Origin of the sequence: Cognatishimia activa, from assembly GCF_001458335.1 — a bacterium.
GTDB lineage: Bacteria > Pseudomonadota > Alphaproteobacteria > Rhodobacterales > Rhodobacteraceae > Cognatishimia > Cognatishimia activa.
Genome location: NZ_CYTO01000019.1, coordinates 72,883 through 95,606, shown reverse-complemented (window position 1 = coordinate 95,606; position 22,724 = coordinate 72,883). Strand labels below are relative to the sequence as shown.

At 54.4% G+C, this 22,724-nt stretch carries 23 protein-coding genes and 1 tRNA gene; 9 read left to right on the top strand and 15 right to left on the bottom strand.

Annotation, left to right across the window (positions count from 1 at the left end):
• Positions 1 to 577 (top strand): MotE family protein (locus TA5113_RS09655; RefSeq protein WP_058316701.1); only part of this gene is annotated, 577 nt, incomplete at its 5' end.
• A 12-nt stretch (positions 578 to 589) separates the two neighbouring features.
• On the opposite strand, the gene TA5113_RS09650 is transcribed toward TA5113_RS09655, so the two are convergent.
• Positions 590 to 1,132: a winged helix-turn-helix transcriptional regulator gene (locus TA5113_RS09650; RefSeq protein WP_058314887.1), complete on the bottom strand. Its 543-nt coding sequence runs from the start codon at positions 1,130 to 1,132 to the stop codon at positions 590 to 592.
• A gap of 39 nt (positions 1,133 to 1,171) precedes the next feature.
• On the opposite strand from TA5113_RS09650, the gene TA5113_RS09645 reads away from it, so the two are divergent.
• Positions 1,172 to 1,552 (top strand): VOC family protein, encoded by a 381-nt coding sequence (locus TA5113_RS09645; RefSeq protein WP_058314888.1) that lies wholly within the window; start codon positions 1,172 to 1,174, stop codon positions 1,550 to 1,552.
• A 3-nt stretch (positions 1,553 to 1,555) separates the two neighbouring features.
• On the opposite strand, the gene maiA is transcribed toward TA5113_RS09645, so the two are convergent.
• Both maiA and TA5113_RS09635 read right to left on the bottom strand, forming a co-directional pair.
• Positions 1,556 to 2,176, bottom strand: a complete 621-nt coding sequence (gene maiA, locus TA5113_RS09640; RefSeq protein ID WP_058314889.1) for a maleylacetoacetate isomerase — start codon at positions 2,174 to 2,176, stop codon at positions 1,556 to 1,558.
• Positions 2,169 to 2,615 carry a MarR family winged helix-turn-helix transcriptional regulator gene (locus TA5113_RS09635; RefSeq protein WP_058316700.1) on the bottom strand — a complete coding sequence of 149 codons (447 nt, stop codon included), beginning with the start codon at positions 2,613 to 2,615 and terminating at the stop codon, positions 2,169 to 2,171. The genes maiA and TA5113_RS09635 overlap by 8 nt, the downstream gene beginning before the upstream one ends.
• 154 nt (positions 2,616 to 2,769) lie before the next feature.
• Between TA5113_RS09635 and hmgA the strand changes: the two genes are divergently transcribed.
• The 3 genes from hmgA (at position 2,770) to TA5113_RS09620 (ending at position 5,596) form a co-directional block, all read left to right on the top strand.
• On the top strand, positions 2,770 to 4,131 hold the full coding sequence (gene hmgA / locus TA5113_RS09630) for a homogentisate 1,2-dioxygenase (RefSeq protein ID WP_058314891.1): 1,362 nt from the start codon (positions 2,770 to 2,772) through the stop codon (positions 4,129 to 4,131).
• Positions 4,132 to 4,140: 9 nt separating this feature from the next.
• Entirely contained in the window at positions 4,141 to 5,397 is a 1,257-nt protein-coding gene (gene fahA / locus TA5113_RS09625; protein ID WP_058314914.1) for a fumarylacetoacetase, read from the top strand.
• A 123-nt stretch (positions 5,398 to 5,520) separates the two neighbouring features.
• Positions 5,521 to 5,596, top strand: a tRNA-Thr gene (locus tag TA5113_RS09620).
• A 44-nt stretch (positions 5,597 to 5,640) separates the two neighbouring features.
• On the opposite strand, the gene TA5113_RS09615 is transcribed toward TA5113_RS09620, so the two are convergent.
• Positions 5,641 to 6,288, bottom strand: coding sequence for a DUF2238 domain-containing protein (locus tag TA5113_RS09615; protein WP_058314915.1), 648 nt, complete (start codon positions 6,286 to 6,288; stop codon positions 5,641 to 5,643).
• 63 nt (positions 6,289 to 6,351) lie between these two features.
• On the opposite strand from TA5113_RS09615, the gene TA5113_RS09610 reads away from it, so the two are divergent.
• Positions 6,352 to 7,053: an endonuclease/exonuclease/phosphatase family protein gene (locus tag TA5113_RS09610; protein ID WP_058314892.1), complete on the top strand. Its 702-nt coding sequence runs from the start codon at positions 6,352 to 6,354 to the stop codon at positions 7,051 to 7,053.
• Between the two features lie 182 nt (positions 7,054 to 7,235).
• Here TA5113_RS09610 and TA5113_RS09605 read toward each other — a convergent pair whose 3' ends face one another.
• Both TA5113_RS09605 and TA5113_RS09600 read right to left on the bottom strand, forming a co-directional pair.
• Complete coding sequence (locus TA5113_RS09605) at positions 7,236 to 8,501, bottom strand: ABC transporter substrate-binding protein (protein WP_220387207.1); 1,266 nt, start codon at positions 8,499 to 8,501, stop codon at positions 7,236 to 7,238.
• A 58-nt stretch (positions 8,502 to 8,559) separates the two neighbouring features.
• Positions 8,560 to 10,080, bottom strand: coding sequence for a sulfatase (locus TA5113_RS09600; RefSeq protein ID WP_058314894.1), 1,521 nt, complete (start codon positions 10,078 to 10,080; stop codon positions 8,560 to 8,562).
• Positions 10,081 to 10,137: 57 nt separating this feature from the next.
• Here TA5113_RS09600 and TA5113_RS09595 point away from each other — a divergent pair, with 57 nt between their 5' ends.
• Entirely contained in the window at positions 10,138 to 11,082 is a 945-nt protein-coding gene (locus tag TA5113_RS09595) for a LysR family transcriptional regulator (RefSeq protein WP_058314895.1), read from the top strand.
• A gap of 187 nt (positions 11,083 to 11,269) precedes the next feature.
• Here TA5113_RS09595 and nrdF read toward each other — a convergent pair whose 3' ends face one another.
• The 8 genes from nrdF to TA5113_RS09555 all read right to left on the bottom strand — a co-directional run bounded on the left by nrdF (position 11,270) and on the right by TA5113_RS09555 (position 20,499).
• Positions 11,270 to 12,241 carry a class 1b ribonucleoside-diphosphate reductase subunit beta gene (gene nrdF, locus TA5113_RS09590; protein ID WP_058314896.1) on the bottom strand — a complete coding sequence of 324 codons (972 nt, stop codon included), beginning with the start codon at positions 12,239 to 12,241 and terminating at the stop codon, positions 11,270 to 11,272.
• A 13-nt stretch (positions 12,242 to 12,254) separates the two neighbouring features.
• Positions 12,255 to 14,378, bottom strand: coding sequence for a class 1b ribonucleoside-diphosphate reductase subunit alpha (gene nrdE / locus TA5113_RS09585; protein WP_058314897.1), 2,124 nt, complete (start codon positions 14,376 to 14,378; stop codon positions 12,255 to 12,257).
• Entirely contained in the window at positions 14,360 to 14,785 is a 426-nt protein-coding gene (gene nrdI / locus TA5113_RS09580) for a class Ib ribonucleoside-diphosphate reductase assembly flavoprotein NrdI (RefSeq protein ID WP_058314898.1), read from the bottom strand. The genes nrdE and nrdI overlap by 19 nt, the downstream gene beginning before the upstream one ends.
• A gap of 3 nt (positions 14,786 to 14,788) precedes the next feature.
• Positions 14,789 to 15,010, bottom strand: coding sequence for a glutaredoxin-like protein NrdH (nrdH, locus tag TA5113_RS09575; RefSeq protein ID WP_058314899.1), 222 nt, complete (start codon positions 15,008 to 15,010; stop codon positions 14,789 to 14,791).
• A gap of 603 nt (positions 15,011 to 15,613) precedes the next feature.
• Entirely contained in the window at positions 15,614 to 16,972 is a 1,359-nt protein-coding gene (gene lpdA / locus TA5113_RS09570; protein ID WP_058314900.1) for a dihydrolipoyl dehydrogenase, read from the bottom strand.
• The gene (locus TA5113_RS09565; protein ID WP_058314901.1) at positions 16,973 to 18,244 is read right to left on the bottom strand and encodes a dihydrolipoamide acetyltransferase family protein; all 1,272 of its coding nucleotides are present in this window, start codon (positions 18,242 to 18,244) and stop codon (positions 16,973 to 16,975) included. It abuts the gene before it with no gap.
• A gap of 3 nt (positions 18,245 to 18,247) precedes the next feature.
• Positions 18,248 to 19,261 (bottom strand): alpha-ketoacid dehydrogenase subunit beta, encoded by a 1,014-nt coding sequence (locus TA5113_RS09560; protein WP_058314902.1) that lies wholly within the window; start codon positions 19,259 to 19,261, stop codon positions 18,248 to 18,250.
• A 2-nt stretch (positions 19,262 to 19,263) separates the two neighbouring features.
• On the bottom strand, positions 19,264 to 20,499 hold the full coding sequence (locus tag TA5113_RS09555; RefSeq protein WP_058314805.1) for a 3-methyl-2-oxobutanoate dehydrogenase (2-methylpropanoyl-transferring) subunit alpha: 1,236 nt from the start codon (positions 20,497 to 20,499) through the stop codon (positions 19,264 to 19,266).
• A 164-nt stretch (positions 20,500 to 20,663) separates the two neighbouring features.
• Between TA5113_RS09555 and TA5113_RS09550 the strand changes: the two genes are divergently transcribed.
• Both TA5113_RS09550 and TA5113_RS09545 read left to right on the top strand, forming a co-directional pair.
• Positions 20,664 to 21,125, top strand: coding sequence for an Lrp/AsnC family transcriptional regulator (locus tag TA5113_RS09550; protein ID WP_082625856.1), 462 nt, complete (start codon positions 20,664 to 20,666; stop codon positions 21,123 to 21,125).
• 28 nt (positions 21,126 to 21,153) lie between these two features.
• Positions 21,154 to 22,053 carry a DMT family transporter gene (locus TA5113_RS09545; protein ID WP_058316699.1) on the top strand — a complete coding sequence of 300 codons (900 nt, stop codon included), beginning with the start codon at positions 21,154 to 21,156 and terminating at the stop codon, positions 22,051 to 22,053.
• 3 nt (positions 22,054 to 22,056) lie between these two features.
• On the opposite strand, the gene TA5113_RS09540 is transcribed toward TA5113_RS09545, so the two are convergent.
• A complete protein-coding gene (locus tag TA5113_RS09540; RefSeq protein ID WP_058314807.1) occupies positions 22,057 to 22,548 on the bottom strand; it encodes a MarR family winged helix-turn-helix transcriptional regulator in 492 nt (163 codons plus the stop codon).
• Positions 22,549 to 22,724: the final 176 nt, after the last annotated feature.

The following is a 22,724-nucleotide window of genomic DNA, read 5'->3' as shown; positions in this document are numbered from 1 at the left end:
GGCCACGGGCGAGGACCTTCCCGCAATCACCGGACCTGCCATTGTTTTGGCGGCGGGTGAAGAAGAGAAAGAACCGGAAGGCCCAGTGCCTGCCGAAGCACCCCCGCCGGTTGTGGCCGGGTTGGGTGACAAAGTCGGGATGTGTGAAACACCGGAAGAGGTTTTGCGCAACCTCGCCAAAGAACGTAGCCTGTTGGAAGAACAGCGCGAAGCGATGAACCTGCGCGAGGCAGAGTTGACTTTGGCAAAAGAAAAGCTGGGGATCGAGAAGGCCGCGTTGACCGAGCTGAAGGGGTCCATTGAGGACTTGCTGGCGCGGGTTGAAGCGCAGCAGACTGAAGACCTAGATCGCCTAATTTCATTTTATAAGAACATGAAACCTGCCGAAGCAGCGGGCATTATGGATGAAATGGATATCGAGGTGACGATCATGGTGCTGGGCACCATGAACCCGCGCACCGCCGCGCCGATTTTGGCGAAGATGACACCGGTTCGCGCACGGGCTGTGTCAAAAATCATTCTGGAGCGCGGCCAACTGCCCGGAGATCAGGATCTGACCGGCATTCGCTTGAATTAATAGCGAAAACACTCATGCAAACTGGATTTCGGGCGCGATGATTTTGCTGATCGCGCCGCCTGTATTCACGGCCTTATAGACCGGTCGGGGCGGGCGGGATGAGTCGTCGACCTGTCGTGCCACCCAATGCCGTGTCTCCAATGATTTCAGCGATTGCGACAACGCGCGATCGGTTATGGAGGTGAGCCCGCGTTTAATTTCGTTAAAATAAATTGGGCGGTGCAGAGCGGTGAGCACTGGCAATGTCCAAGACTTGCGCAGAAGATTCCGATCCTCTTTCGCTGAAACCGTATGAATCCGATGCGCGATGCTTGCCACGGTCACACCAAACGGGGTCAAGCGAAACTCTGGCCGCAAGGGATGACCGTGACCGGGATTGCGTTCCAATAGGCCGAGATCCATCAGGTGATTCAGACTTTGTACAAAGGCGTTGCGACTGGCTCCGGTCGCAGCCAACAACGCAGCCTGGCGAGCAGGCACACCGGTATGCAGACTCGATAAAATCGGCATGGCCCAAGCGCGGGAGGTGAGCTTGACAAACAAATCAATGTTCATAAAGTATAGTTACTATATTTAGAATCAAAAGGAAAGATCATGTCACTTATTTCGCCGGACAAAACCATTACATTCGCTCTTTCCGTTAAGGACCGCCATGCCAGTGCCGATTGGTACGGGCGTATGCTTGGATTTGAATTGATTTATCATGCGGATGAGGTGGGTTGGTCCGAGGTGCGGACCAATACTGACGGCGTGACCATTGGGTTTGGTGAACACACGGAACCGACCCCAGGCAACTCTATGCCGGTCTTTGGAGTCGCGGATATCGATGACGCTCGCAGCAAGCTGGAAGGCGCGGGGGTGAAATTTGACGGGGAGACCGTGGTCGTAGACGGCATGGTCAAGCTTGCAACCTTCTTTGACCCGGACAACAACGCGCTGATGATTGCCCAAAACTTGTCAGGCGAGTTCGGTTAATTTCTAACTCTGATTGCAGCGATCCGGGTGGGCGTTGGCGAAAGCTGGGATGCTCTCTAAGGCGTCCCGAACGCTTTGGATTTTTGGCATGTCATCCAAGTTAACGCCCCAACGATCTGCATTATAAAGCTGCGGCATCAGGCAGATGTCAGCGATTGTGACCTCATCGCCGTAAGAGTATTTTCCATCACGGATCATGACTTCATAGGCACTCAGCCCTTTGTGGATGAAATGTTGCATCCAGGATTCGTTGGTGATCGCTCCGCCGGATTGTTCAACGGCGAATTGCACGACACTTAGGTTGCAAACCGGATGGATATCCATCGCGATAGCATAAGCCATCGCACGAACCCGCGCGCGGCTGGCGGGCAGGTTTGGCATAAGGCCAAGCTTTAGGGTTTCGTCCAGATATTGGATGATGGCGAGAGACTGGGTAAGGGTGCCGCCATCGACCTCTAGCGCTGGAACAAGCCCCTGCGGATTGCGGGCAAGATAGTCATCTTCCAGATGTGCGCCTTTGCGCAGATCTACGACTTCGGTTTCGTAATCAATCTCAGCCAAGCCTAGGGCGATGCGAACGCGGTAGCTCGCGGAGGAGCGCCAGTAATCATAGAGTTTAGCCATCAGAAAGCGCCTTCATCAGTTGGGTCATTTGGGATTGTAGGGTCGCGAAGTCATCTTGGAATTTTTCTGCGACCTTGGATTGAAACTCTTGGGCTAGGGGAACCAGTTCTGCGACAAGCGTTTCGCCCTCTTCGGTCAGCTCCAAGTGCAGAAGGCGACGATCATCTGGATCAATCTTTTTGGTCAGATAGCCACGGTCTTCCAGCCCAACAACAGCACGGCTGACTTTGGCTTTGTCCAGATGCACACGCTGCTGAATGTCGCGAACGGTTTTGCTGTTAGAATAGGCCAAGTTCACCAGAATGCGCCATTCCGCGACCGTAATGCCGAATTTTTCCTGATAAAGCGACGCGAGATTTGCGCTGAGTTGGCCTGCAATCACCGACACTTGATAGGGCAGGTAGCCCTCTAGATCGAAGCTGGGCAGGTCGTGTTTCATGGGGTGAGCCTCTTGTGTCTTGCCCTCAGAATGTCGCGAAAATCGTTTCATTTGCAACAAAAAACTTGACATCGTTTCATTTGCAACGAATTTTAGATCCAAGCCACATGACCGATCAGACCGGTTAGATTTGCGAGATTTAAGGGAGGATTGGATGAGCTTTGACACATTGACCAGCTCTGACAACACCATGGGCACCACGCCCGGATATATGCCCGGTTTTGGCAATGACTTTGAAACAGAAGCTTTGCCGGGTGCATTGCCGCAAGGGATGAACAGCCCCCAGAAATGTGCCTATGGCCTCTATGGCGAGCAGCTTTCAGGCACGGCCTTCACCGCCCCAAGTCACCAGAATGAACGCACGTGGTGTTACCGCATTCGCCCATCCGTCAAACATGTTGGACGGTTTGATAAAATCGATGTTCCGTATTGGAAGTCCGCGCCACATGTCTTGGACGATGTGATCTCTTTGGGCCAATACCGCTGGGATCCGATCCCGCATGCGGGCGAGTCGCTGACATGGCTAACCGGCATGCGTACGGTTACCACGGCAGGTGATGTTTATACGCAGGCTGGCATGGCGACCCACGTGTATTTGGTCACCGAAAGCATGGAAGACGAATATTTCTTTTCTGCTGATTCCGAACTGCTAGTAGTGCCCCAAGAAGGCCGACTGCGGTTTTGCACGGAACTGGGTGTGATTGACATCGAGCCGAAAGAGATCGCCATTCTGCCACGCGGTCTGGTTTACCGTGTTGAGCTGCCAGAGGGCAAACCCGCGCGGGGCTTTGTTTGCGAAAACTATGGCCAAAAGCTCGACCTGCCGGGGCGCGGGCCCATTGGGGCCAATTGCATGGCGAACCGTCGTGATTTCAAAACCCCGATTGCGGCGTTTGAAGATCGTGATGCCCATTCTCGTGTTGTGATCAAATGGCAGGGGCAGTTCCACGAAACCTTCATTGATCACTCACCGCTCGATGTGGTGGCCTGGCACGGCAATTACGCGCCCTGTAAATACGACCTGCGAGACTACTGCCCGATTGGCGCAATCCTATTTGACCATCCAGACCCGTCAATTTTCACCGTCTTAACCGCGCCATCGGGTGTGCCGAGGACGGCTAATATCGACTTTGTTTTGTTCCGCGAGCGCTGGATGACAATGGAAGACACTTTCCGTCCGCCTTGGTACCACAAGAACGTCATGTCCGAGCTGATGGGCAATATCTATGGCGAATATGATGCAAAGCCTGATGGCTTCGCGCCGGGTGGGATCAGCCTGCACAACATGATGCTGCCACACGGGCCGGACCAAACCGCTTTTGACAAGGCCACGCATAGCAATTTGGGTCCAGAGAAGCTGGAGAACACCATGTCCTTCATGTTTGAGACCCGCTACCCGCAACACCTGACCGAGTTTGCGGCCAAAGAAGCGCCTTTGCAGGACAATTACATCGACTGTTGGGACAGTCTGGAAAAGAACTTCGACGGGACGCCGGAAGGCAACTGGAAGCGATAAGGACATATGATGACACTTCTGAAAAGCTGGGTCGCGAGCGCGAACACTGACGCGACCGACTTTCCATTGAACAACTTGCCGTATGGGGTGTTCTCGACCGAGGGCACGCCGCGTTGCGGTGTCGCCATTGGGGATCAGATCCTTGATGTAGCGGCCTTAGAAGCGGCGGGTGTTCTGACGTTGGATGGTGGGCCTTACCTGCAATCTGGCGCATGGAACGATGTGATGGCGGCGGGGTCGGCGGTTTGGGCGGATCTGCGCGCCAAGTTGCAAGCGGCTCTGGCGGAAGGCGCGGCAGAGCAAGACTCATATGAACCGCATCTGGTTGCGCAGGCGGACGCGACAATGCACATGCCATTTGTGGTCGCGGAATACACCGATTTTTACGCCGGCAAGCACCACGCGTTCAACGTCGGCACCATGTTTCGCGGTCCGGAAAACGCGCTGCCGCCGAACTGGCTGTCGATCCCTATTGGGTATAACGGCCGCGCCTCTTCTGTGGTGGTGTCGGGCACTGACATTGTGCGTCCAAACGGTCAGCTCAAAGGTCCAAATGACGAACTGCCGCGCTTTGGCCCATCGGCCCGTTTTGATATCGAGCTGGAAATGGGAGCGATCGTGGGCCAACCATCGGATGGCATGATCTCAGTGCAACAAGCCGATGATAATATCTTCGGCTACGTGCTGCTGAACGACTGGTCCGCGCGCGATATCCAGGCTTGGGAATACCAACCTCTCGGCCCATTCCAAGCCAAAGCGACAGCGACCTCCATCAGCCCGTGGATTGTGACCCGCGCAGCGCTTGAGCCGTTCCGGACGTCGACGCCGGACCGTGATCGGGAGTTGCTGCCATATCTGAAGGAGCCGGGCCCGATGCTTTACGATATTGATCTGGAGGTCGGCTTGACCCCGGAAAACGGTCGCGAATCCATCATCGCCCGCACCAATTACAACGAGATGTATTACTCCGCCGCACAGCAGTTGTGTCACCACACCACGTCAGGCTGCGCGATGCGCGTTGGCGATCTTTTGGGGTCGGGCACCATTTCTGGCCCGGACAAAGAAAACCGCGGATCTATGTTGGAGATGAGCTGGGGCGGGAAAGAGCCCATGACGCTTGAGACAGGCGAAGTCCGCAGCTTTATCGAAGATGGCGACACGCTTGTGCTGCGCGGCGCGGCGCAAGGGCACGGCTACCGTGTCGGCTTTGGCGAAGTGAGCGGTATGCTTTTGCCTGCGCCCGAGGTTCCTGACTTTGCGCGATAATTCTCTAACCAAACCCAAAAGCCCCGCAATTTTGCGGGGCGTTTCTTTTTTGTGAAAAAAGTTCATTCGGGTGAAAAACCAGTATTGCACCCGCCGAACGGTTGGTCTAAATGACCCTCCAGTGCCCCTATAGCTCAGCTGGTAGAGCAACTGATTTGTAATCAGTAGGTCCGCGGTTCGAGTCCGTGTGGGGGCACCATCCTAAGCAGCCAATTAGAGATCTTCGTGCTCAGAACAGGTGTCTTAGCGTTTCAGGCGCTTGATCGCTTTGCGGTAGCTGGATTTGTTCAACTGGATGAACTGTTCAAAGAACCGGCCAAAGACTCCCGCAGCACTGAAACGAACATAGAGATAGCCTATGAGCGCAGCGAACAATGCGCCCAAACCGTTGACGATCAGGTCGCCCATCGTGTCATCGAGACCAGATTTTTGCATGTTAAGCCCGAAGATCTGATCCATCGCGAATTCAAAGATTTCCCAGCACGCACCAATGGTCATGGCGACGCAAAAGGTGATCAGCGCAAGGGCTGAAGGGGGCGCCGCAAACCGATCGCCCTCAAACAACATGAATACGAAAAGAAAACCAAGCAGCCCAAACCCAATCGCTGCTGAGCCATGTAGGGCCAGATCCCACCACCACACTTTGTTGTAGAAATCAAATGCCTCTCCCAAAAAAATAGTGGCGAACACAAAGACGGTCGTAAAAATTAAGAAAGAGACGGGGAGCCGCACGGAAAGTTGCTGAGCGAGCAGTAGGGGAAATAGCGACAGCAATAAGGTGGCAACACTCACGAAGGCCAGTGAGAACCGCCCCAGAAGCAGCGCAATCAGAGCGCCAATGGCCAGCGCAAACCAGCAAGCGCGCAACACCAGACCGAAGCTGTTGACCAATTTCCAGATCTGTGGGCCCTCCAAAATGGTGAAAACGCGCTGCGGCGTTCCCATATAGGTGCAATGACAGACTCATATCTTCGAATTGCAAGCTACAATATACGCAAGGCAAGGGGGCGAGACCAGCGCCGGGACCCGGGGCGCGTTCTGGACGTCATTAACACCTTGGACGCTGATATCGTGGTGCTTCAGGAAGCTGACCGACGCCTTGGTCAACGCCCTGCGGCTTTGCCCAAAGACCTCATCGGGTCATACTGCGATTATCGCGTCGTGCCGTTGTCGAAGAATGATGTAAGCCTTGGCTGGCACGGGAACGCCGTATTGGTGCGCCCAGAAATTGAGGTTTCTGTGGAAAAAACACTGGATCTGCCCGGATTTGAGCCACGCGGCGCCGCCATCATTTCCCTAGCCGGATCGGTGAACGTAACATTGGCAGCGACGCATCTGGGCCTGCGTCGAAAAGATAGGCGCGCGCAGCAAACGATGATTTGCAACGTATTGCCGACGTCATCGCCGTTTATTGTGGCAGGTGATTTCAATGAGTGGTCATCAACAACGGGTTTTGAGCCGTTTGAACGTGAATTAACGATGCACGCCCCGGGCAAAAGCTTTCCGACCGGATGGCCCATGGCAAAATTAGACCGATTTGCAGTGTCTGAAGATCTAAAGGTGATTTCCTCCGGCGTGGCTGATACCCCACTTTCTCGCCGCGCATCAGATCATTTGCCGATTTGGATGGATTTTAGCTTTGGGCGAGTGCATTGATTTTGATGATGCGTTAGTGAACCAATAGGTGCTGTAAGGACAACGCATCAGAACACCGGTCATTGCGCGAAAGCTGTTCAGATAAGTGACTACCTTTTTGCGCCAAAGGCGAAGCGAAAAATGGCGGAGCTATGAGCCCCGCCACTTGCAACGTTTTCCAACGTCAGTTTGTTTCTGCTTCCCTATTCGGCGATTTTGGCAGCAACGTCTGCATCAATCGCAGAAAGTGCGTCGTCCAAGCTCATTTCACCGGTGATTGCCTTTGTAATGTAATCCGGCACGATACCGTAGATCGCAAAGTTCTTGCTGTATCCTTGGAAAACATAGGCTTGTGGTGTGGTCTTAGTCGCTACACCCGCGTTGGACGCAAAAGTGGACAACGCAGCTGCAATGGTCGGAGTGGCGTTTTGGTAGTCAACTCCAGAGGCTTGAAGTCCCGCATGCGCAGTAATGTTGTTCGTTTCTGACGCGAACTTTTCCGCCTGTTCGGTCTGCGCCATCCAGTCTACGAAGGCAGCGGCGGCTTCTGGAACTTCGGTATCACCAAATACCACCAAAGACGCGCCACCCGGCATTGCGCCGCATCCGCCAACGCCGCATGGTGCAGGGACTGCGCGCCATTCGAAATCTTGGATATTCTTTGCATAGTTGTTGATCATCCAAGATCCGGACATATGCATCGCGGCATCACCTGAAACAAACAGCGGCGCTGCGTTACGATATTGTGTCCCAGACCCAGCCGGCCAGCCTTCAGCTGGCATCAAGCCAGATTTGTGCCACCCAATAAAGACTTCTGCAAAGTTTCGGAAACCATCGTCGACCAGCAATGGCTCGCCGTCATCACCAAAGAACTGCGCGCCATATGAGAAGGCAGGTCCCGCCCAGCGGTGTGCCGTGCGGTCCATCACCAGACCTGCGGTCAAGCCCAATGCGTCCTGCACTTCTTTTGCGGCCGCCGCCCATTCGTCCCAAGTTGCACCATCACCGGGCAATTCCACGCCTGCATCGTCAAAAGCGGTGACGTTGACGTAAGGGCCGGTCACTGTAAGTTGCGTATTCCAACCATAAATGCCTTTGTCTTCGCCACCTGGTGCGCGGAACCAGGGGAGCAGAGCTCCATAGTTTTCTTCCCAATAGGCGGTATCTACATATGGCGTAAGATCAAGAGCCAGTCGCCCAAATGCGCCAGGGTTTGTCACTCGCGCAATATCTGGGGCATTGCCGGCCTGTGCTTGGTTCAACAGCTGATCGCGGATCACTTCATAACCGACCGTATCGATTGTTACGTTGTGGCCAGTCGCGCTTTCGAAGGTCTGAGCCATCTCCCCGAGAACTTCGCATTCGTTGCCATCTTGATAGCACAGAATTTCAATATCATCGGCCAAGGCCGCCGTCGCGGCGATCATTGATGATAATGAAAGCATCGTGAGTTTAGTTTGCGGTTTCATTGTGTTCCTCCCTTAGAACGTCTTAATCTATGTCGTCTTTTGACTTTCGACCGAGGCTCTAGATTGCAGCGGTCAACTCTTTGTTTTTGAACTCAAATCTTGAGATGAGTTCTGTTGGCGCGTCATGCGCTTTTAGTTCGTCGAGCATAGCATTTTTAAGTTTAGCTTCGATTTCCAATTCTCCGGTGACCGGCTCGTTTTGATTGGGATCAAGTTCCAGATCAAAAAGCGTTGTCTTTGCGGGTAGGAAGCTGGCGGCGCCACGCTCCACGATTCCGGTCGCGGGTATCTTCCAGACCGGCATACCTTTGGTGAATTCGAATGGTGCACATTGTGTCGCCAATTGTAAATCAGCGAGCTTTAGGGGTGTTTTGAAATCCACAGGCATCATCGAGTACAAGTATAGGTCATCTTGCGATGAGGGCTCTTTGGGCTGCAAGAACATTACATAGCGCCCGTCAGTGCAATTTATGGGACCGCCCCAAATCCCAAAGATTGCAAATTTCCGTTCCGTGACACCACCATGACTGAGTGCTTGTAGGGAAGAACCTGTCATATCGGGTGGGCACGGAACGCCCGCAACGTCCAAAACCGTCGGAGCTAAATCCGTGGTCTGGGACAGTCCTGTTGTACACTGGACCGGGGTGCTGCCCGGTAGATGCATGAACAACGGGATGCGGGAAACCTGATGATAAAGAGGCATAACGGATTTGCCCCAAGTGTTGTGCTCTGACAGCATGAAGCCGTGATCGGTGGTAACGATCAGTGCGGTGTCCTGCCAAAGGTCATGCTCGTCAAACGCGTCAAGTAAACGGCCGAGCTGATAGTCGCAAAAACGCAAAAGTGCGCGATACGTACGCTGTAAGTTTTCGCTGGTTTCCTTTGAATATTCAGGTTCACCATAAGCGGGCCAATCAGCTATGGGCGCGTTTAGGTCGACCCCTTCGGCCTTCAAGAACTCTTCCGGCGCATGAAAAGGCTCGTGGGGATCAAAGACTTCTAACTTTAGGAACCAATTGTCCTTTAATTGGTTCTCATCAAGGAACCTCAATGCTGAGGAGAAGCTTTTGTCGATAGGAAAATCTTCGGTTTTTCGCATGTAGGCGCGGTTGACGGCATGTCGCCAATGCTTGTGCACCGAGAGGTCGTAAATCGTTGGATCAAAATCGTCCAAGATGTCGTCGGTGTTTGGCGGCGGTGCGCCGCGCCAGGCATCTGTCTCTTGCCCTCTAAACAGCTCCCAAGAATTAAACTTGGTATGAAAGTTGCAGCCGCCTTCTTCAAAGTAATGATAATGGTCGGTGATCAGGTGGGTATAGATTCCGCTATTGCGCAGTTCGGTGACGAAACTATCGTCAAATGGTTCCAGCGGCCCCCAGCTTCTATGAAAAAAGTTCAGACGGCCATTATGCATGTCGCGACGTGCGGGCATGCAAGGCAGGCTGCCGACCCAGTGATTGTCAAACCGCGTTGACCGAGCATCAAGGCGTGCGAAGTTTGGCAGCCGTTCCGCGCAGCCACCGTAGCCGGGCAACTGATCGCGAATAAGAGAATCAAATAGCAGAAAGACGGTCTTCATACCTCTAGGTTAGAAAAATATGGATATAATCAGAATACTCTATTATTGCCTTTACTTATGAGAAAATTAGATAACTATCTTACCGCGCGGCAGTTCGAATATTTTGCTGAGATCATCAGGGCCGGCAGCCTCAACAAAGCCGCGAGAAACTTGGGGCAGACACAGTCTGCGCTCACGCGTAGCCTAAAGCAGCTCGAGAAAAGCATGGGCTCTAAGCTCGTCGACCGTGGACCACGTGGTGCGTTCGCAACACCGCAAGGCGAGCTCTTGATGGAATGTTACCATCGAGTCTCGTTGGAAACCCGCCTGGCATTTCAAGCGATTGCTCATACGGTTGAGGCTGGCCGCAGTACGGTTCACGTTGGAGCCGCGCCTTCATTTGGGCTCAGCATCTTGCCGAGCGCATTGCAGCAGCTTCGCACGCGCTTTCCTGAATTGTGCGTCAAAGTATATCAAGAAACGCCGGCCTCTCTTTTGCAGAAAGTTAAGAGCGGAGATATCGACATCTACATGGGCCCGCTTGTGACCGAAAATGCGGATTCCGATTTGACGTTTGAATGTCTGAATTCAATTCCTTCAAGAGTTTATGTGCGGCGCGGTCACCCATTAGAGAAGCAGACAGTCGTAACCAATATAGATTTGCTATCTTATCGCTGGGTTTCGCTATTAAGTCTCTCTGAGGTGCAGCTGCCGGGCAGCTGGCGCGAAAATCTAGATAAGCATGCCTACGAACAAGGACTGCAACCGCCGATCATTGATATCGAAACCACTTCAATTGTCGGTGCGCTGAACTTCGTCTCAGGAGGAGACCACCTTGTTTGCTTGTCGCAACTTTTGATGCATGAGGCGGAGTTGCGCGGGCTAAAAGCCTTGAATTTGCAGCAACCGTTGACATCGCACCTTTGTGGGTTGGTCTACCGGAAGGCCGTCAAAAGAAATCCGGAGTTAGGCGCTGTTCTGGAAGTCTTCAAAACAGAGTTTATGGCCGCCGCAAAAGTCTGATTTTGGCAGACAAACGTCCAATCGACGTATGACGGTTTTCCGCGAGGGTCTCGGCGGCCCCCAACCGCATGCCCGAGCCAAATCGTGCGTTGCGATGACTTGAGTTGTTATGTCTTCACAAGACGTATCTGTAGAAATGGCGGAGCTTTCGCCCCGCCATCCGCATCTTTTCAAAAGATAAAGCTTCTCAGAAATCCCAGTCTTCGTCCTCGGTCGCGACAGCTTTGCCGATCACATAAGACGAGCCAGAGCCAGAGAAGAAGTCGTGGTTTTCACTGTCGGGGCTGAGAGCTGCCAAGATGGCCGCGTTCACTTCAGACACTTCCGGTGGGAACAGCGCTTCAAATCCCAAGTTCTGCAAGGCTTTGTTGGCGTTGTAGTGCAGGAAGACTTTTACGTCTTCGGTCAGGCCCAGCTCGTCATACAGCTCTTCGGTGTACTTGTTCTCGATGTCGTAAAGTTCAAACATCAAAGAGAACGCGTAATCCTTAAGTTCCTGTTGGCCCGCTTCATCAAGCTTTTCGTAGCCGCGCTGGAACTTGTAGCCGATGTAATAGCCGTGCACCGCTTCGTCCCGGATGATCAGGCGAATGAGGTCGGCTGTGTTGGTCAGCTTCGCGCGGCTGGACCAATACATTGGAAGATAGAAGCCGGAATAGAACAGGAAGCTTTCCAGGAACACCGACGCGATCTTGCGCTTCAGCGGGTCATTGCCCGGCGCGTAGGTATCTAAGATCGCTTTTGCCTTCGCTTGCAGATGCGGATTTTCTGCAGACCAACGGAACGCTTCGTCGATTTCCTTGGTCGAACACAGTGTCGAGAAGATCGAGGAATAGCTGCGCGCGTGAACCGCTTCCATGAAGGCGATGTTTGTCAGAACGCTCTCTTCATGCGGTGTGATTGCATCGGGCATCAGCGCCGGTGCGCCGACGGAGTTCTGGATGGTGTCCAGAAGCGTCAGACCGGTGAAGACACGGATGGTCAGTTGCTTTTCGTGGTCCGTCAACGTGCCCCAGCTGGGCAAGTCATTGGACAAAGGCACCTTTTCTGGCAGCCAAAAGTTAACGGTCAGGCGGTTCCAGACCTCCAGGTCCTTTTCATCTTCCAGACGGTTCCAGTTGATGGCCTTAGGGACGACGGTTTCGAGCATATCTTTCATTGTCTTCCTCCGCTTACAGGCTGCAAGAGACGCAGCCCTGCACCTCGGTGCCTTCTAGGGCATCTTGGCGCAAACGTACGTAGTAGATGGTTTTGATGCCCTTCTTCCAAGCATAGATCTGGGCTTTGTTGATGTCGCGCGTTGTGGCTTCCGCAGGGAAGAACAACGTCAGTGACAGGCCCTGATCCACGTGCTCGGTTGCGGCGGCGTAGGTGTCAATGAGCGCTTCCGGACCGATTTCGTAGGCGTCGCGGTAATATTCCAGATTTTCATTGTTCATGAAGGCAGCTGGATAATAAACGCGGCCGATTTTGCCCTCTTTACGGATCTCGATCTTGGACACGATCGGGTGGATCGAAGAGGTGGAGTTGTTGATGTAGGAAATCGAACCGGTCGGCGGCACCGCTTGTAGGTTGCGGTTATAGAGACCGTGTTTCATCACGTCTTCTTTGAGCTTCGCCCAGTCATCCCGTGTTGGCAGTTCGATGCCATCAAACAGGGACTTCACCTTATCGCTTTCTGGCAGCCAGTCGCGGTCGGTGTATTTGTCAAAGAAGGACCCAGACGCATATTCGGACTTTTCAAAGTCTTTGAATGTCTTGCCGCGTTCCTGTGCCATATCACAAGAGGTGCGGATCGCGTGATAGGCCACGGCTGCGAAATAAACGGATGTGAATTCAACACCTTCCGTGCTGCCGTAATGCACGTGTTCACGCGCCAGGTAGCCATGCAGGTTCATCTGACCCAAACCAATCGCGCGGCTTTCATCATTGCCCTTGCGCACGGAAGGCACAGAGTCGATGGCAGACATTTCGGCCACAGCGGTCAGCGCGCGGATCGATGTGCCAACGGTCTGACCCAGGTCTTTGCCGTCCATGGTTTTTGCGATGTTCAAAGAGCCGAGGTTACAGGAGATATCTGTCCCCATTTCCTCATAGCTCAGGTCGTCTTTGAACTTGGATGCGGTGTTCACCTGCAGGATCTCGGAACACAGGTTGGACATGTTGATACGCCCATCCACCGGGTTCATGCGGTTCACGGTGTCTTCAAACATCACGTATGGGTAGCCAGATTCAAACTGGATTTCCGCGATGGTTTGGAAGAACTCACGTGCGTTGACCTTGGACTTGCGGATGCGCTTGTCCTCGACCATTTCGTGGTATTTCTCAGAAACGGAAATCTCAGAGAATGGCACGCCATAGACCTTCTCCACATCATGCGGAGAGAAGAGGTACATATCAGAGTTTTTCTTCGCCAGCTCAAAGGTGATGTCAGGAATGACCACGCCCAAAGACAGCGTTTTGATGCGGATTTTCTCGTCCGCGTTTTCACGCTTGGTGTCGAGGAAACGCATGATGTCTGGGTGGTGGGCGTTCAGATACACCGCGCCCGCGCCCTGACGGGCACCCAGCTGGTTTGCATAAGAGAAGCTGTCTTCCAGCAGTTTCATCACCGGGATGACGCCCGAAGACTGATTTTCAATACCTTTGATCGGTGCGCCGTTTTCACGAATGTTGGTGAGCAGCAGCGCCACACCTCCACCACGTTTAGACAGTTGCAGCGCGGAGTTGATGCCGCGACCGATGCTTTCCATGTTGTCTTCCAAGCGCAGCAGGAAGCAGGAGATCAACTCGCCACGGGAGGCTTTACCGGCGTTCAGGAAGGTAGGCGTCGCAGGCTGGAAGCGGCCTTCCAGAATTTCTTCCATGAAGGACATGGCCAGCGTTTCGTCGCCCTGTGCGAGGGCAAGAGCGGTCATCACCACGCGGTCTTCGTAGCGCTCCAGGAAACGCTGACCATCACGGGTTTTCAGCGTGTAGGAGGTGTAATATTTGAACGCGCCCAAGAAGGTTGGGAAGCGGAATTTCTTAGCAAAAGCCTCGTCCCAGATCTTGCGCATGAAGTTCTTGGAATACTGATCCAGAACGCTTTCTTCGTAATAGCCGTTCTCGACCAAGTAGCGCAGTTTTTCATCCAGAGAGTGGAAGAAAACCGTATTCTGGTTCACGTGTTGCAGAAAATATTGCCGTGCCGCCATGCGGTCCGCATCAAAGCGAATGTTGCCGTCTGAATCATAAAGATTCAGCATCGCGTTTAACGCGTGATAGTCTTGCTCGTTTATGCTGCTGTCGAGCATTGCGATCTCCCCAGGGTTTCCAGTCCGCTTCGGACGCGGACAATATCTGTATCTGTGCCGGCAAGCTCAAAAGTGTAGAGCAACGGAACTTTGCATTTTTCTGCAATGATGCGACCGGACAAGGCGTAGGTTTCGCCGAAATTACGATTGCCGGTGCCGATCACACCTAAGATGAATTTGCGGTTGTCCGGGTTGTTGAGAAACCGGATAACCGCCTTTGGAACAGCGCCGCGCCCTTCGCCATCAGCATAGGTCGGGCAGACGAGCACGAAGGGCTCTGTCATGTTCACGAACTGGTCTTGTTCTTCGGGCAGTTTCGTCGCGGAAAGACCCAGGCGCGTGATAAAGCGATGGGTGTTGCCCGACTTCGAAGAATAGTAAACCAGCTCCGGGAACGGCGCCGTCATTGTTTAGGACAAGCGGCTGATCATGTCTGGGCGGAAGCCAGACCAGTGGTCCCCACCAGCAATCACAACAGGTGCTTGACGATAGCCCAGCTCTGTCACGTGAGACATGGCGTCATCGTCCAAAGACAGATCAACGACGTCATAAGTGATGCCCTTCGCGTCTAGCGCGCGTGTTGTGGCGGTGCATTGTACACATGCAGGCTTGGAATAAACGGTAATGCTCATAAGTCCCTCAGTCCTTTTTTTGTTAGGTCGCGGACTTTGGGTCTGACTTCCCCCAAACACGTCCGAGACCTTTCGTCCCCAGTTGTTTTTTCGTGCTCGCAAACGGTCTTCTGACCTGCGATGGAAGGGTCGTCCTGTGTCGGTAAAAGCGCCTGCTTTCAGTGACTTGAGTCCCCCAATATTGTGCGCTCGGTGGTGGAGAAGTGCCGGAATGTTACCCTGTTCCCTCTTGGCCCCCGATCAGAATCGAGAGTACCGAAGCAACACCATATTGCGACTAGGCTGACGATCTTGTCAACATATTGTGTGTGCCCATTTTAAAGGTTTTGAAATATTTGGCATGGGGAGAGGTGGTGCGCGCGCAATATTATTGCTCCGCCCCCACATTGGGATCGGCTCCGATTACGGCTCGGATTTCGCGACATCACTAGCTGATTTGTTTTCTTTTAGACCGCCAGATTCCGTCCGTCTATCCCTTGATCGGGCTCGCGCGAAATTAGCTGGGGAAATGCTGTGGAAAAGTAGAAAAAACGCGCAGACCGGTCTGATCTGCGCGTTAAATTTGTCTTAGAATGAGACTGTATGGCCCATATATATTGGACTTCAGATATGCAGCGCGTGGCCCAATGCCTTCAGGCAGGCCTCTTGCAGGCCTTCCGACTGGGTGGGGTGAGCGTGGATCGTGGAGGCGATGTCTTCTAGGCAGGCCCCCATCTCAATCGCCGATGAGAAGGCCGCCGAGAGTTCGGAAATCCCAGCGCCGACCCCTTGCAGTCCCACGATGGCATGATCTGCGTCGCGATAGACGACACGGATGAAGCCATCGTCGCGTTCGCAGGTCATGGCGCGACCATTGGCCATGAACGGGAACTCACTAGATGTTGTGTCCTCAATCTCTCCGGGCAGAGCGCCACAGGTGACAATTTCTGGATCCGTGAAACAAACAGTGGGGATTGCCCGCTTATCCCACTCAACCGCGTGGCCAGCGATGTGATCCGCCACCATCTCCCCTTGGGCCATGGCGCGATGCGCCAGCATCGGTTCGCCGGTTACGTCACCGATGGCGTAGATGCCGCGCATGGAAGTTTGGCAGGTTTTGTCGATGCGGATGAATGGGCCGTCCAAAGTGAGGGCCAATTCCTCGACCCCAATCCCTTGGGTGCGTGGGCGACGTCCAACGGTCACAAGGACCTTTTCCGCTTCAATAGAGCCTTTGTCGGTTTGCATGTGGCCGCCCTCATAGCCTTCCGCCTTTGTGTCGGTCAGCACAGTCACCCCAAGACCTGCCAACCGCTTTGCCACTGGCATGGTGAGCGCTTTGTCATATGTGGGCAAAATCCGTTCTGCGGCTTCAATGACCGTCACGTTGGTGCCGAGTTTGGCGTAAGCGGTGCCGAGTTCGAGGCCAATGTAACCACCGCCCACAACTGCGAGGGTCTTTGGGACCTCAGGAAGTGCGAGCGCCTCTGTGGAAGAAAGAATGTCCCCGCCAAACGGCAGGAAAGGCAGTTCGACCGGGGCAGAGCCTGATGCAATCACGATGTGTTCGGCTCGGATTTGTGTCTCTTCGCCATCTTTGGTGACAAGCACCGTTTTGCCATCCAAGAACCGCGCCCGACCTGCTACGAACCGCGCGCCTGCGCGTTTCATCAGGCCCGCAACACCGCCCGTCAGGCGTTTCACAATACCGTCTTTCCACTCAACCGTTTTGCTGAGATCAATGCTCGGCGGTGAGGTCGCGATGCCAAGAGGGCCCGCATCCGCTTCGGTGATGCGGTGGAATTCTTCTGCCGCGTGGATCAGGGCTTTTGATGGAATACAGCCGATATTGAGACAGGTGCCGCCGGGAGCTGCTTCATCCACCACAATCGTGTCGATGCCCAGTTGGCCCGCGCGAATGGCGCAGACATAGCCGCCGGGGCCCGCGCCGATGACAAGCAATTTACAGGTCAGATCGGTCATTTAACCCTCCACAAACAGCATGGCTGGGGTTTCCAGCAACGTTTTTAGTTTTTGTACGAACACCGCAGCGTCCCAGCCGTCGATGACGCGATGGTCAAAGGAGCAGGAGATGTTCATCATCTTGCGCGGTTGGAATTGTTGGCCGTCCCAAACCGGGCGCACTTGCATCTTGTTCACCCCAACAATGGCCACTTCCGGGTGGTTGATAATCGGTGTTGTGGCCAACGCGCCAAGCGGGCCGAGCGACGTGATGGTGATTGTCCCACCCTGCAACTCGTCAATCTTGATGCTGCCTTCGCGGGCCGCATCCGCCAGTCGCGCGAGTTCCCCGGCATTGTCCCAAAGGTTCGCTGCCTCTGCATGTTTGATCACAGGGACGTTCAGCCCATTTGGTGTCTGGGTCGCAATGCCGATATGGACGCCGCCATGGCGATAGATCACGCCCGCCTCGTCATCATAGCGCGCATTCAGCCCGGGCTGTTCACGCACCGCTTCGACAATGGCGCGCATCAGGAAGGGCAGGAGGGTCAGTTTTGGGCGCTCGTCTTTGTATTTGGCATTGAGCTGCCCGCGCAGGGATTCCAGCGCTTCCATCTCCACTTCTTCCACGATGGAGATATGCGGAATCTGACGTTTTGAGAGCTGCATCTTCTCTGCGATCTTACGGCGCATGCCGATGACACGGACTTCCTCGATGCCTGTATTGGCGCCACGGGTCACCTGGCCCTGTTGGATACCGCCGGAGGCGATCCATTGATCCAGATCTTCTTGGCTGATCCGCCCCGCAGGACCCGATCCCGGCACTTGTCGCAGGTCGATCCCTTCGGCGCGAGCGCGGGCTCGAACCGATGGGGATGCGAGGGGTTTGGTGCCTTGCGTGCGCGCCACCGGCGTTGCGGGTTTGGCAACCGGCGCAGGTTTTGGAGCTTCAGTCTTTGGTGCAGGTTTGGCTAGTTTAGGCTCGGGTGCTGCCTCTTTCTTAGGTTCAGGTGCTGCGCTCGTTGCAGCGATGTCCGCCTCATTGCCTTCGCCGTCCACTTCGATGCGGATCAGGACAGACCCAACGGCGATCTGATCACCAATCTCGCCACTTAGCTCTGCGATAGTGCCGTCAACAGATGAGGGCACCTCGACCGAAGCTTTGTCGGTCATCACGATGGCAAGCACGTCGTCTTCTTTCACCACATCCCCGACTTTGACGCTCCATTCGGTCAGCTCCGCCTCGGTGATGCCTTCGCCAATGTCTGGCAGTCGAATTGCATGAATGCCCATGACTTAGTCCTCCATGACTTTTTTCAGCGCTTCACCAACGCGGGCGGGGCCGGGGAAATACTCCCACTCCTGCGCGTGAGGGTAGGGGGTGTCCCACCCGGTGACGCGGATCATGGGGGCTTCCAGATGATAGAAGCAGGTTTCCTGCACGAGGCTCATCAGCTCGGCACCAAATCCGCTGGTGCGGGTGGCTTCATGCACGATCACACAGCGGCCGGTTTTCTGGACAGACGCTTTGATTGTATCGAGGTCCAACGGCAACAGGCTGCGCAGGTCGATGACTTCCGCGTCCACACCGGTTTCTTCGGCGGCGGCTTCCGCCACATAGACCATGGTGCCGTAAGCCAGCACGGTGACGTCATTGCCCTCGCGGGTGATATTGGCTTTGCCAATCTCAATCGCGTTGTTGCCGTCGGGCACTTCGCCCAGTTCGTGCTTCTTCCAAGACTGCAGCGGCTTGTCGTGATGGCCATCAAACGGGCCATTATAGAGCCGCTTTGGTTCGAGGAAGATCACCGGGTCCGGGTCAGCAACCGCCGACAGGAACAACCCTTTCGCATCCGCTGGGTTGGAGGGGATCAGGACTTTTAGACCCGAAACATGCGTAAATATGGCTTCGGGGCTTTGGCTATGGGTCTGGCCGCCAAAGATGCCACCGCCGGTCGGCATGCGGATCACAAGCGGGCAAGTGAAGTCGCCGTTAGATCGATGCCGCAATCGCGCCGCCTCAGACACGATCTGGTCAAAGGCCGGATAAACATAGTCGGCGAACTGAATCTCGATCACCGGTTTCAGTCCATAAGCGGCCATGCCGATTGCCGTGCCAACAATACCACTTTCATTGATGGGTGCATCAAAGCAGCGGCTTTGGCCGTATTTTTCCTGCAAACCTGCGGTCACGCGGAACACACCGCCAAAAAAGCCCACGTCTTCGCCATAGACGATGACGCGCTCGTCTTCCGCCATGGCCACATCATGGGCGTCGCGGATGGCTTCGATCATTGTCATCTTTGCCATGATCAGTACCCCGCTTCCTGGCGCTGCCGGATCAGATGAGACGGCATGGTTTCATAAACCCCTTCAAACATGTCCCGTGGGCTTGGCGCTTTGCCGTCGCCTAGGGTGCCGACTGCTTCGGCTTTTTTCTGAGTGGAGACGACCTCATCCAAGATTTCCGCCTCGGCTTGCGTGTGGCGTTCTTCGGACCATTCACCAATGGTGATCAGATGGGTCTTCAGGCGTTCGATTGGGTCGCCAAGCGGCCAAGCGGCGGCTTCATCGCCCGAACGATAGGCAGATGGATCATCCGATGTGGAGTGACCGCCTGCGCGGTAGGTCACATGTTCGATCAAGGTCGGGCCTAAACCCCGGCGGGCGCGTTCGGTAGCCCATTTTGCGACCGCATGAACGGCAAGGTAGTCATTGCCATCAACCCGGATCGAGGCAATGCCAAACCCATGACCACGGGCCGCGAATGTGCCGACACCGCCGCGTGCAATACCTTGAAAGGTTGAAATGGCCCATTGGTTGTTCACGATGTTCAGAACAACCGGCGCTTTGTAGGTTGAGGCAAACACCATGGCCGCGTGGAAGTCACTTTCGGCCGTGGACCCATCGCCGATCCAACCGGTGGCCACTTTGGTGTCGCCCGAAATGGCCGATGCCATGGCCCAACCCACCGATTGTAGGAATTGTGTGCCTAAATTGCCCGAAATCGTGAAAAAACCGTTCTCTTTGGAGGAGTACATGATCGGCAATTGTCGCCCGTGCAGCGGATCTTCGGCGTTGGAATAAATCTGGTTCATCATTGTCAGCATCGGATAGTCCGTGGACAACAAGAGGCCCGCCTGACGGTAGGTGGGGAAGTTCATGTCGCCGGGCTTTAGGGCCCCGGCGAAGGCGCAGCTGACCGCTTCTTCACCCAAATGCTGCATGTAAAAGCTGGTTTTGCCCTGACGCTGCGCGGTCTGCATCCGGGCATCAAATGTGCGCAGCTTGATCATATTGCGCAGGCCCGTGCGCAGCTCATCCGGCGTCAGGGCGCCCGCCCAATCTCCGACCGCTTCGCCGTTCTTGTTAAGAACCCGGACAATCGAAAACGCCATGTCCCGGATATCATCGGGGTCGACATCCTCGGGCGGTCGTTTCACATCGCCAGCGCGGGGGATTTCGAAGTCCGAAAAGTCAGGCGTATCGCCGGGGCGACAGCCGGGCTCCGGCACGTGTAGGGATAGGGGGGCATAGGTGTCTGTCATGAGCTCCTCCGCTCGCGGCTCGGGCTGCGTCTCCGTTGGATCGGAGCGTCAGCGGCATATGTCTTGCCAAAAAGCCTAGCAAAGGGCCTTGAGTTGCTTAATCACGATCTGACAGCTATGCTGACCTAATCAGGGGGAAACCACTACAAAGAGGAGATTTCGTAGTGGCAATCACTATTGATCATGTGGACAGAGAGATTTTGAACGCCCTCGTAGAGGATAGTCGAATCTCGATCGTGCAGCTGTCAGAGCGGATTGGCCTGTCAGCGACCCCGTGCAAGCGGCGTGTGGCACGGCTCCAAGATATGGGGTTGATTGCAGGGTATTCGGTTGAAATCGACCGCACCGCTGCGGGTTTTGGCATCACCGCCTATGTCTCAGTGGAACTGGAGCGCAAAGACGCGGAACATATTTCGGCCTTTCAACGTGATGTGGCTCTCTTTGAAGAGGTCGTGACGGGGACATTGATGACCGGCGCGCAGGACTTCCTGCTTGAGGTGGCTGTCGGCAGTCTGGAAGAATATGATGCGTTTCTGCAGAACAAGCTGCTCAAAGCGGACGGCGTTAAGAATATCAAATCCCGTTTTGCGTTAAAAAAGTTCATCAATCGGCCAAGGTTGCCATAAACGGTGTTGAAAACTAGGACATTGTAAAATGGTCGCTTCCCAACCCAGCAATAACATGAAAAGCACGCTGTCTTTGGCAGCGGCAATGATTGTGCTTGGATCCTCCGGTGTATTCTCGGTGTTGTCGGGGCAGCCCACATTCAATGTCGTGTTTTTTCGCTGCTTGTTCGGTGCGCTGTTCCTTGGGCTTTGGTGCATTGCGACGGGGCGGCTTAGGGGGATTGCTCGAATTGATCGCAGCCTGGTGCCGGTCGTCTGCTTGAGCGGCTTGTTCTTGGTCACGAACTGGGCCGCGTTGTTCGAAGCCTATCGCCTCATCTCGATCGGCTTTGCGACAATCATCTATCACCTACAAACCTTCTGGATCGTGGTCTTTGCAGCGGTGTTTTTGAACGAGCGGCTGACCAAAGCAAAAGGCCTTTGGCTGGTGGTTGCCTTTGCCGGCCTCGCCGCGTTGATCTGGCCACGTATTGGCGACATTGCCGGGGATCTGAACTGGTTCAAAGGTGTGGCCTTCGCGGTGTTGGCCTCCTTGCTTTATGCAGGGTCAACCTTGACCTCCCGCGCATTGCGGGCAGTCGCACCGGTGCATCTGACGATCATCCACTGCCTGTTTGGCGTCGCGGTCTTTGCACCGTTTCTAAGCTTCGCTGCAGTCATAACCGCGCCAGATTTTTCCATTCTGTGGTTGGTAGGCTTAGGCGTTATCCACACGGGCATACTCTATATCATGATCTACGCGGCCTATCCTCGCCTGAGCATCGCGATCATCGGGATCTGTGCGTTTCTAAATCCATTGGCGGCCGTGGGTTTTGGCTACGTCGTTTTTGGAGAGACCATTAACCTGCTTCAGGGGGCAGGGGCTTTGACTATCGGAATGGCCGCACTTGGTGTGACCATGGGATGGGGCGAACGGCGCTCCGAATGAGGTCTACTTAGCCTCATCGATTGAACTGGCAAATGTCCTGAGCAGTGTGTTCAACGCAGTTTTCTGTTCATCAGTCAAACCGTCGGTCAAGCTCTGTTGCGTCTGAACGTGATCAGCGACCGCTGCTTCGATTTTTGTTAGCCCTGCATCAGTCAATCGGATCAGAAAACCTCGGCTATCCTCCGGATTTTGCACACGCTCCACCAATCCCGCTTTTACCAATTGGTCGATGCGGTTGGTCATGGTGCCTGATGTCACCATTGTGAGCTCAAGAAGGCGGCCCGGTGACAGACCCTCCGGTTTGCCCGATCTTCTAAGGGTCGCCAGCACATCAAAACTTGCAGCGTTTAGGCCATGTATCTTCCACGTGGCCGTCATTTCGGCGCGTAAAACGGTGGCCAGTCTGGACAACCGACCGATGATTTCCATTGGCCCAACATCAAGGTCTGGGCGCTCGCGATTCCATTGCGCGATGATTTGATCAACGTGATCCATATGAATTCCTTAGAAATATTTTATCTTGACGTCAAGATTAATCGACATATCTTGACGTCAAGATAAATGGAGTATCATGATGAAACATCACATCGACATTCTTTTAACGTCGCTGGCGCCGCTTGTTTGGGGCAGCACCTACTACGTCACGACCGAGTTTTTACCTGCGGGCTATC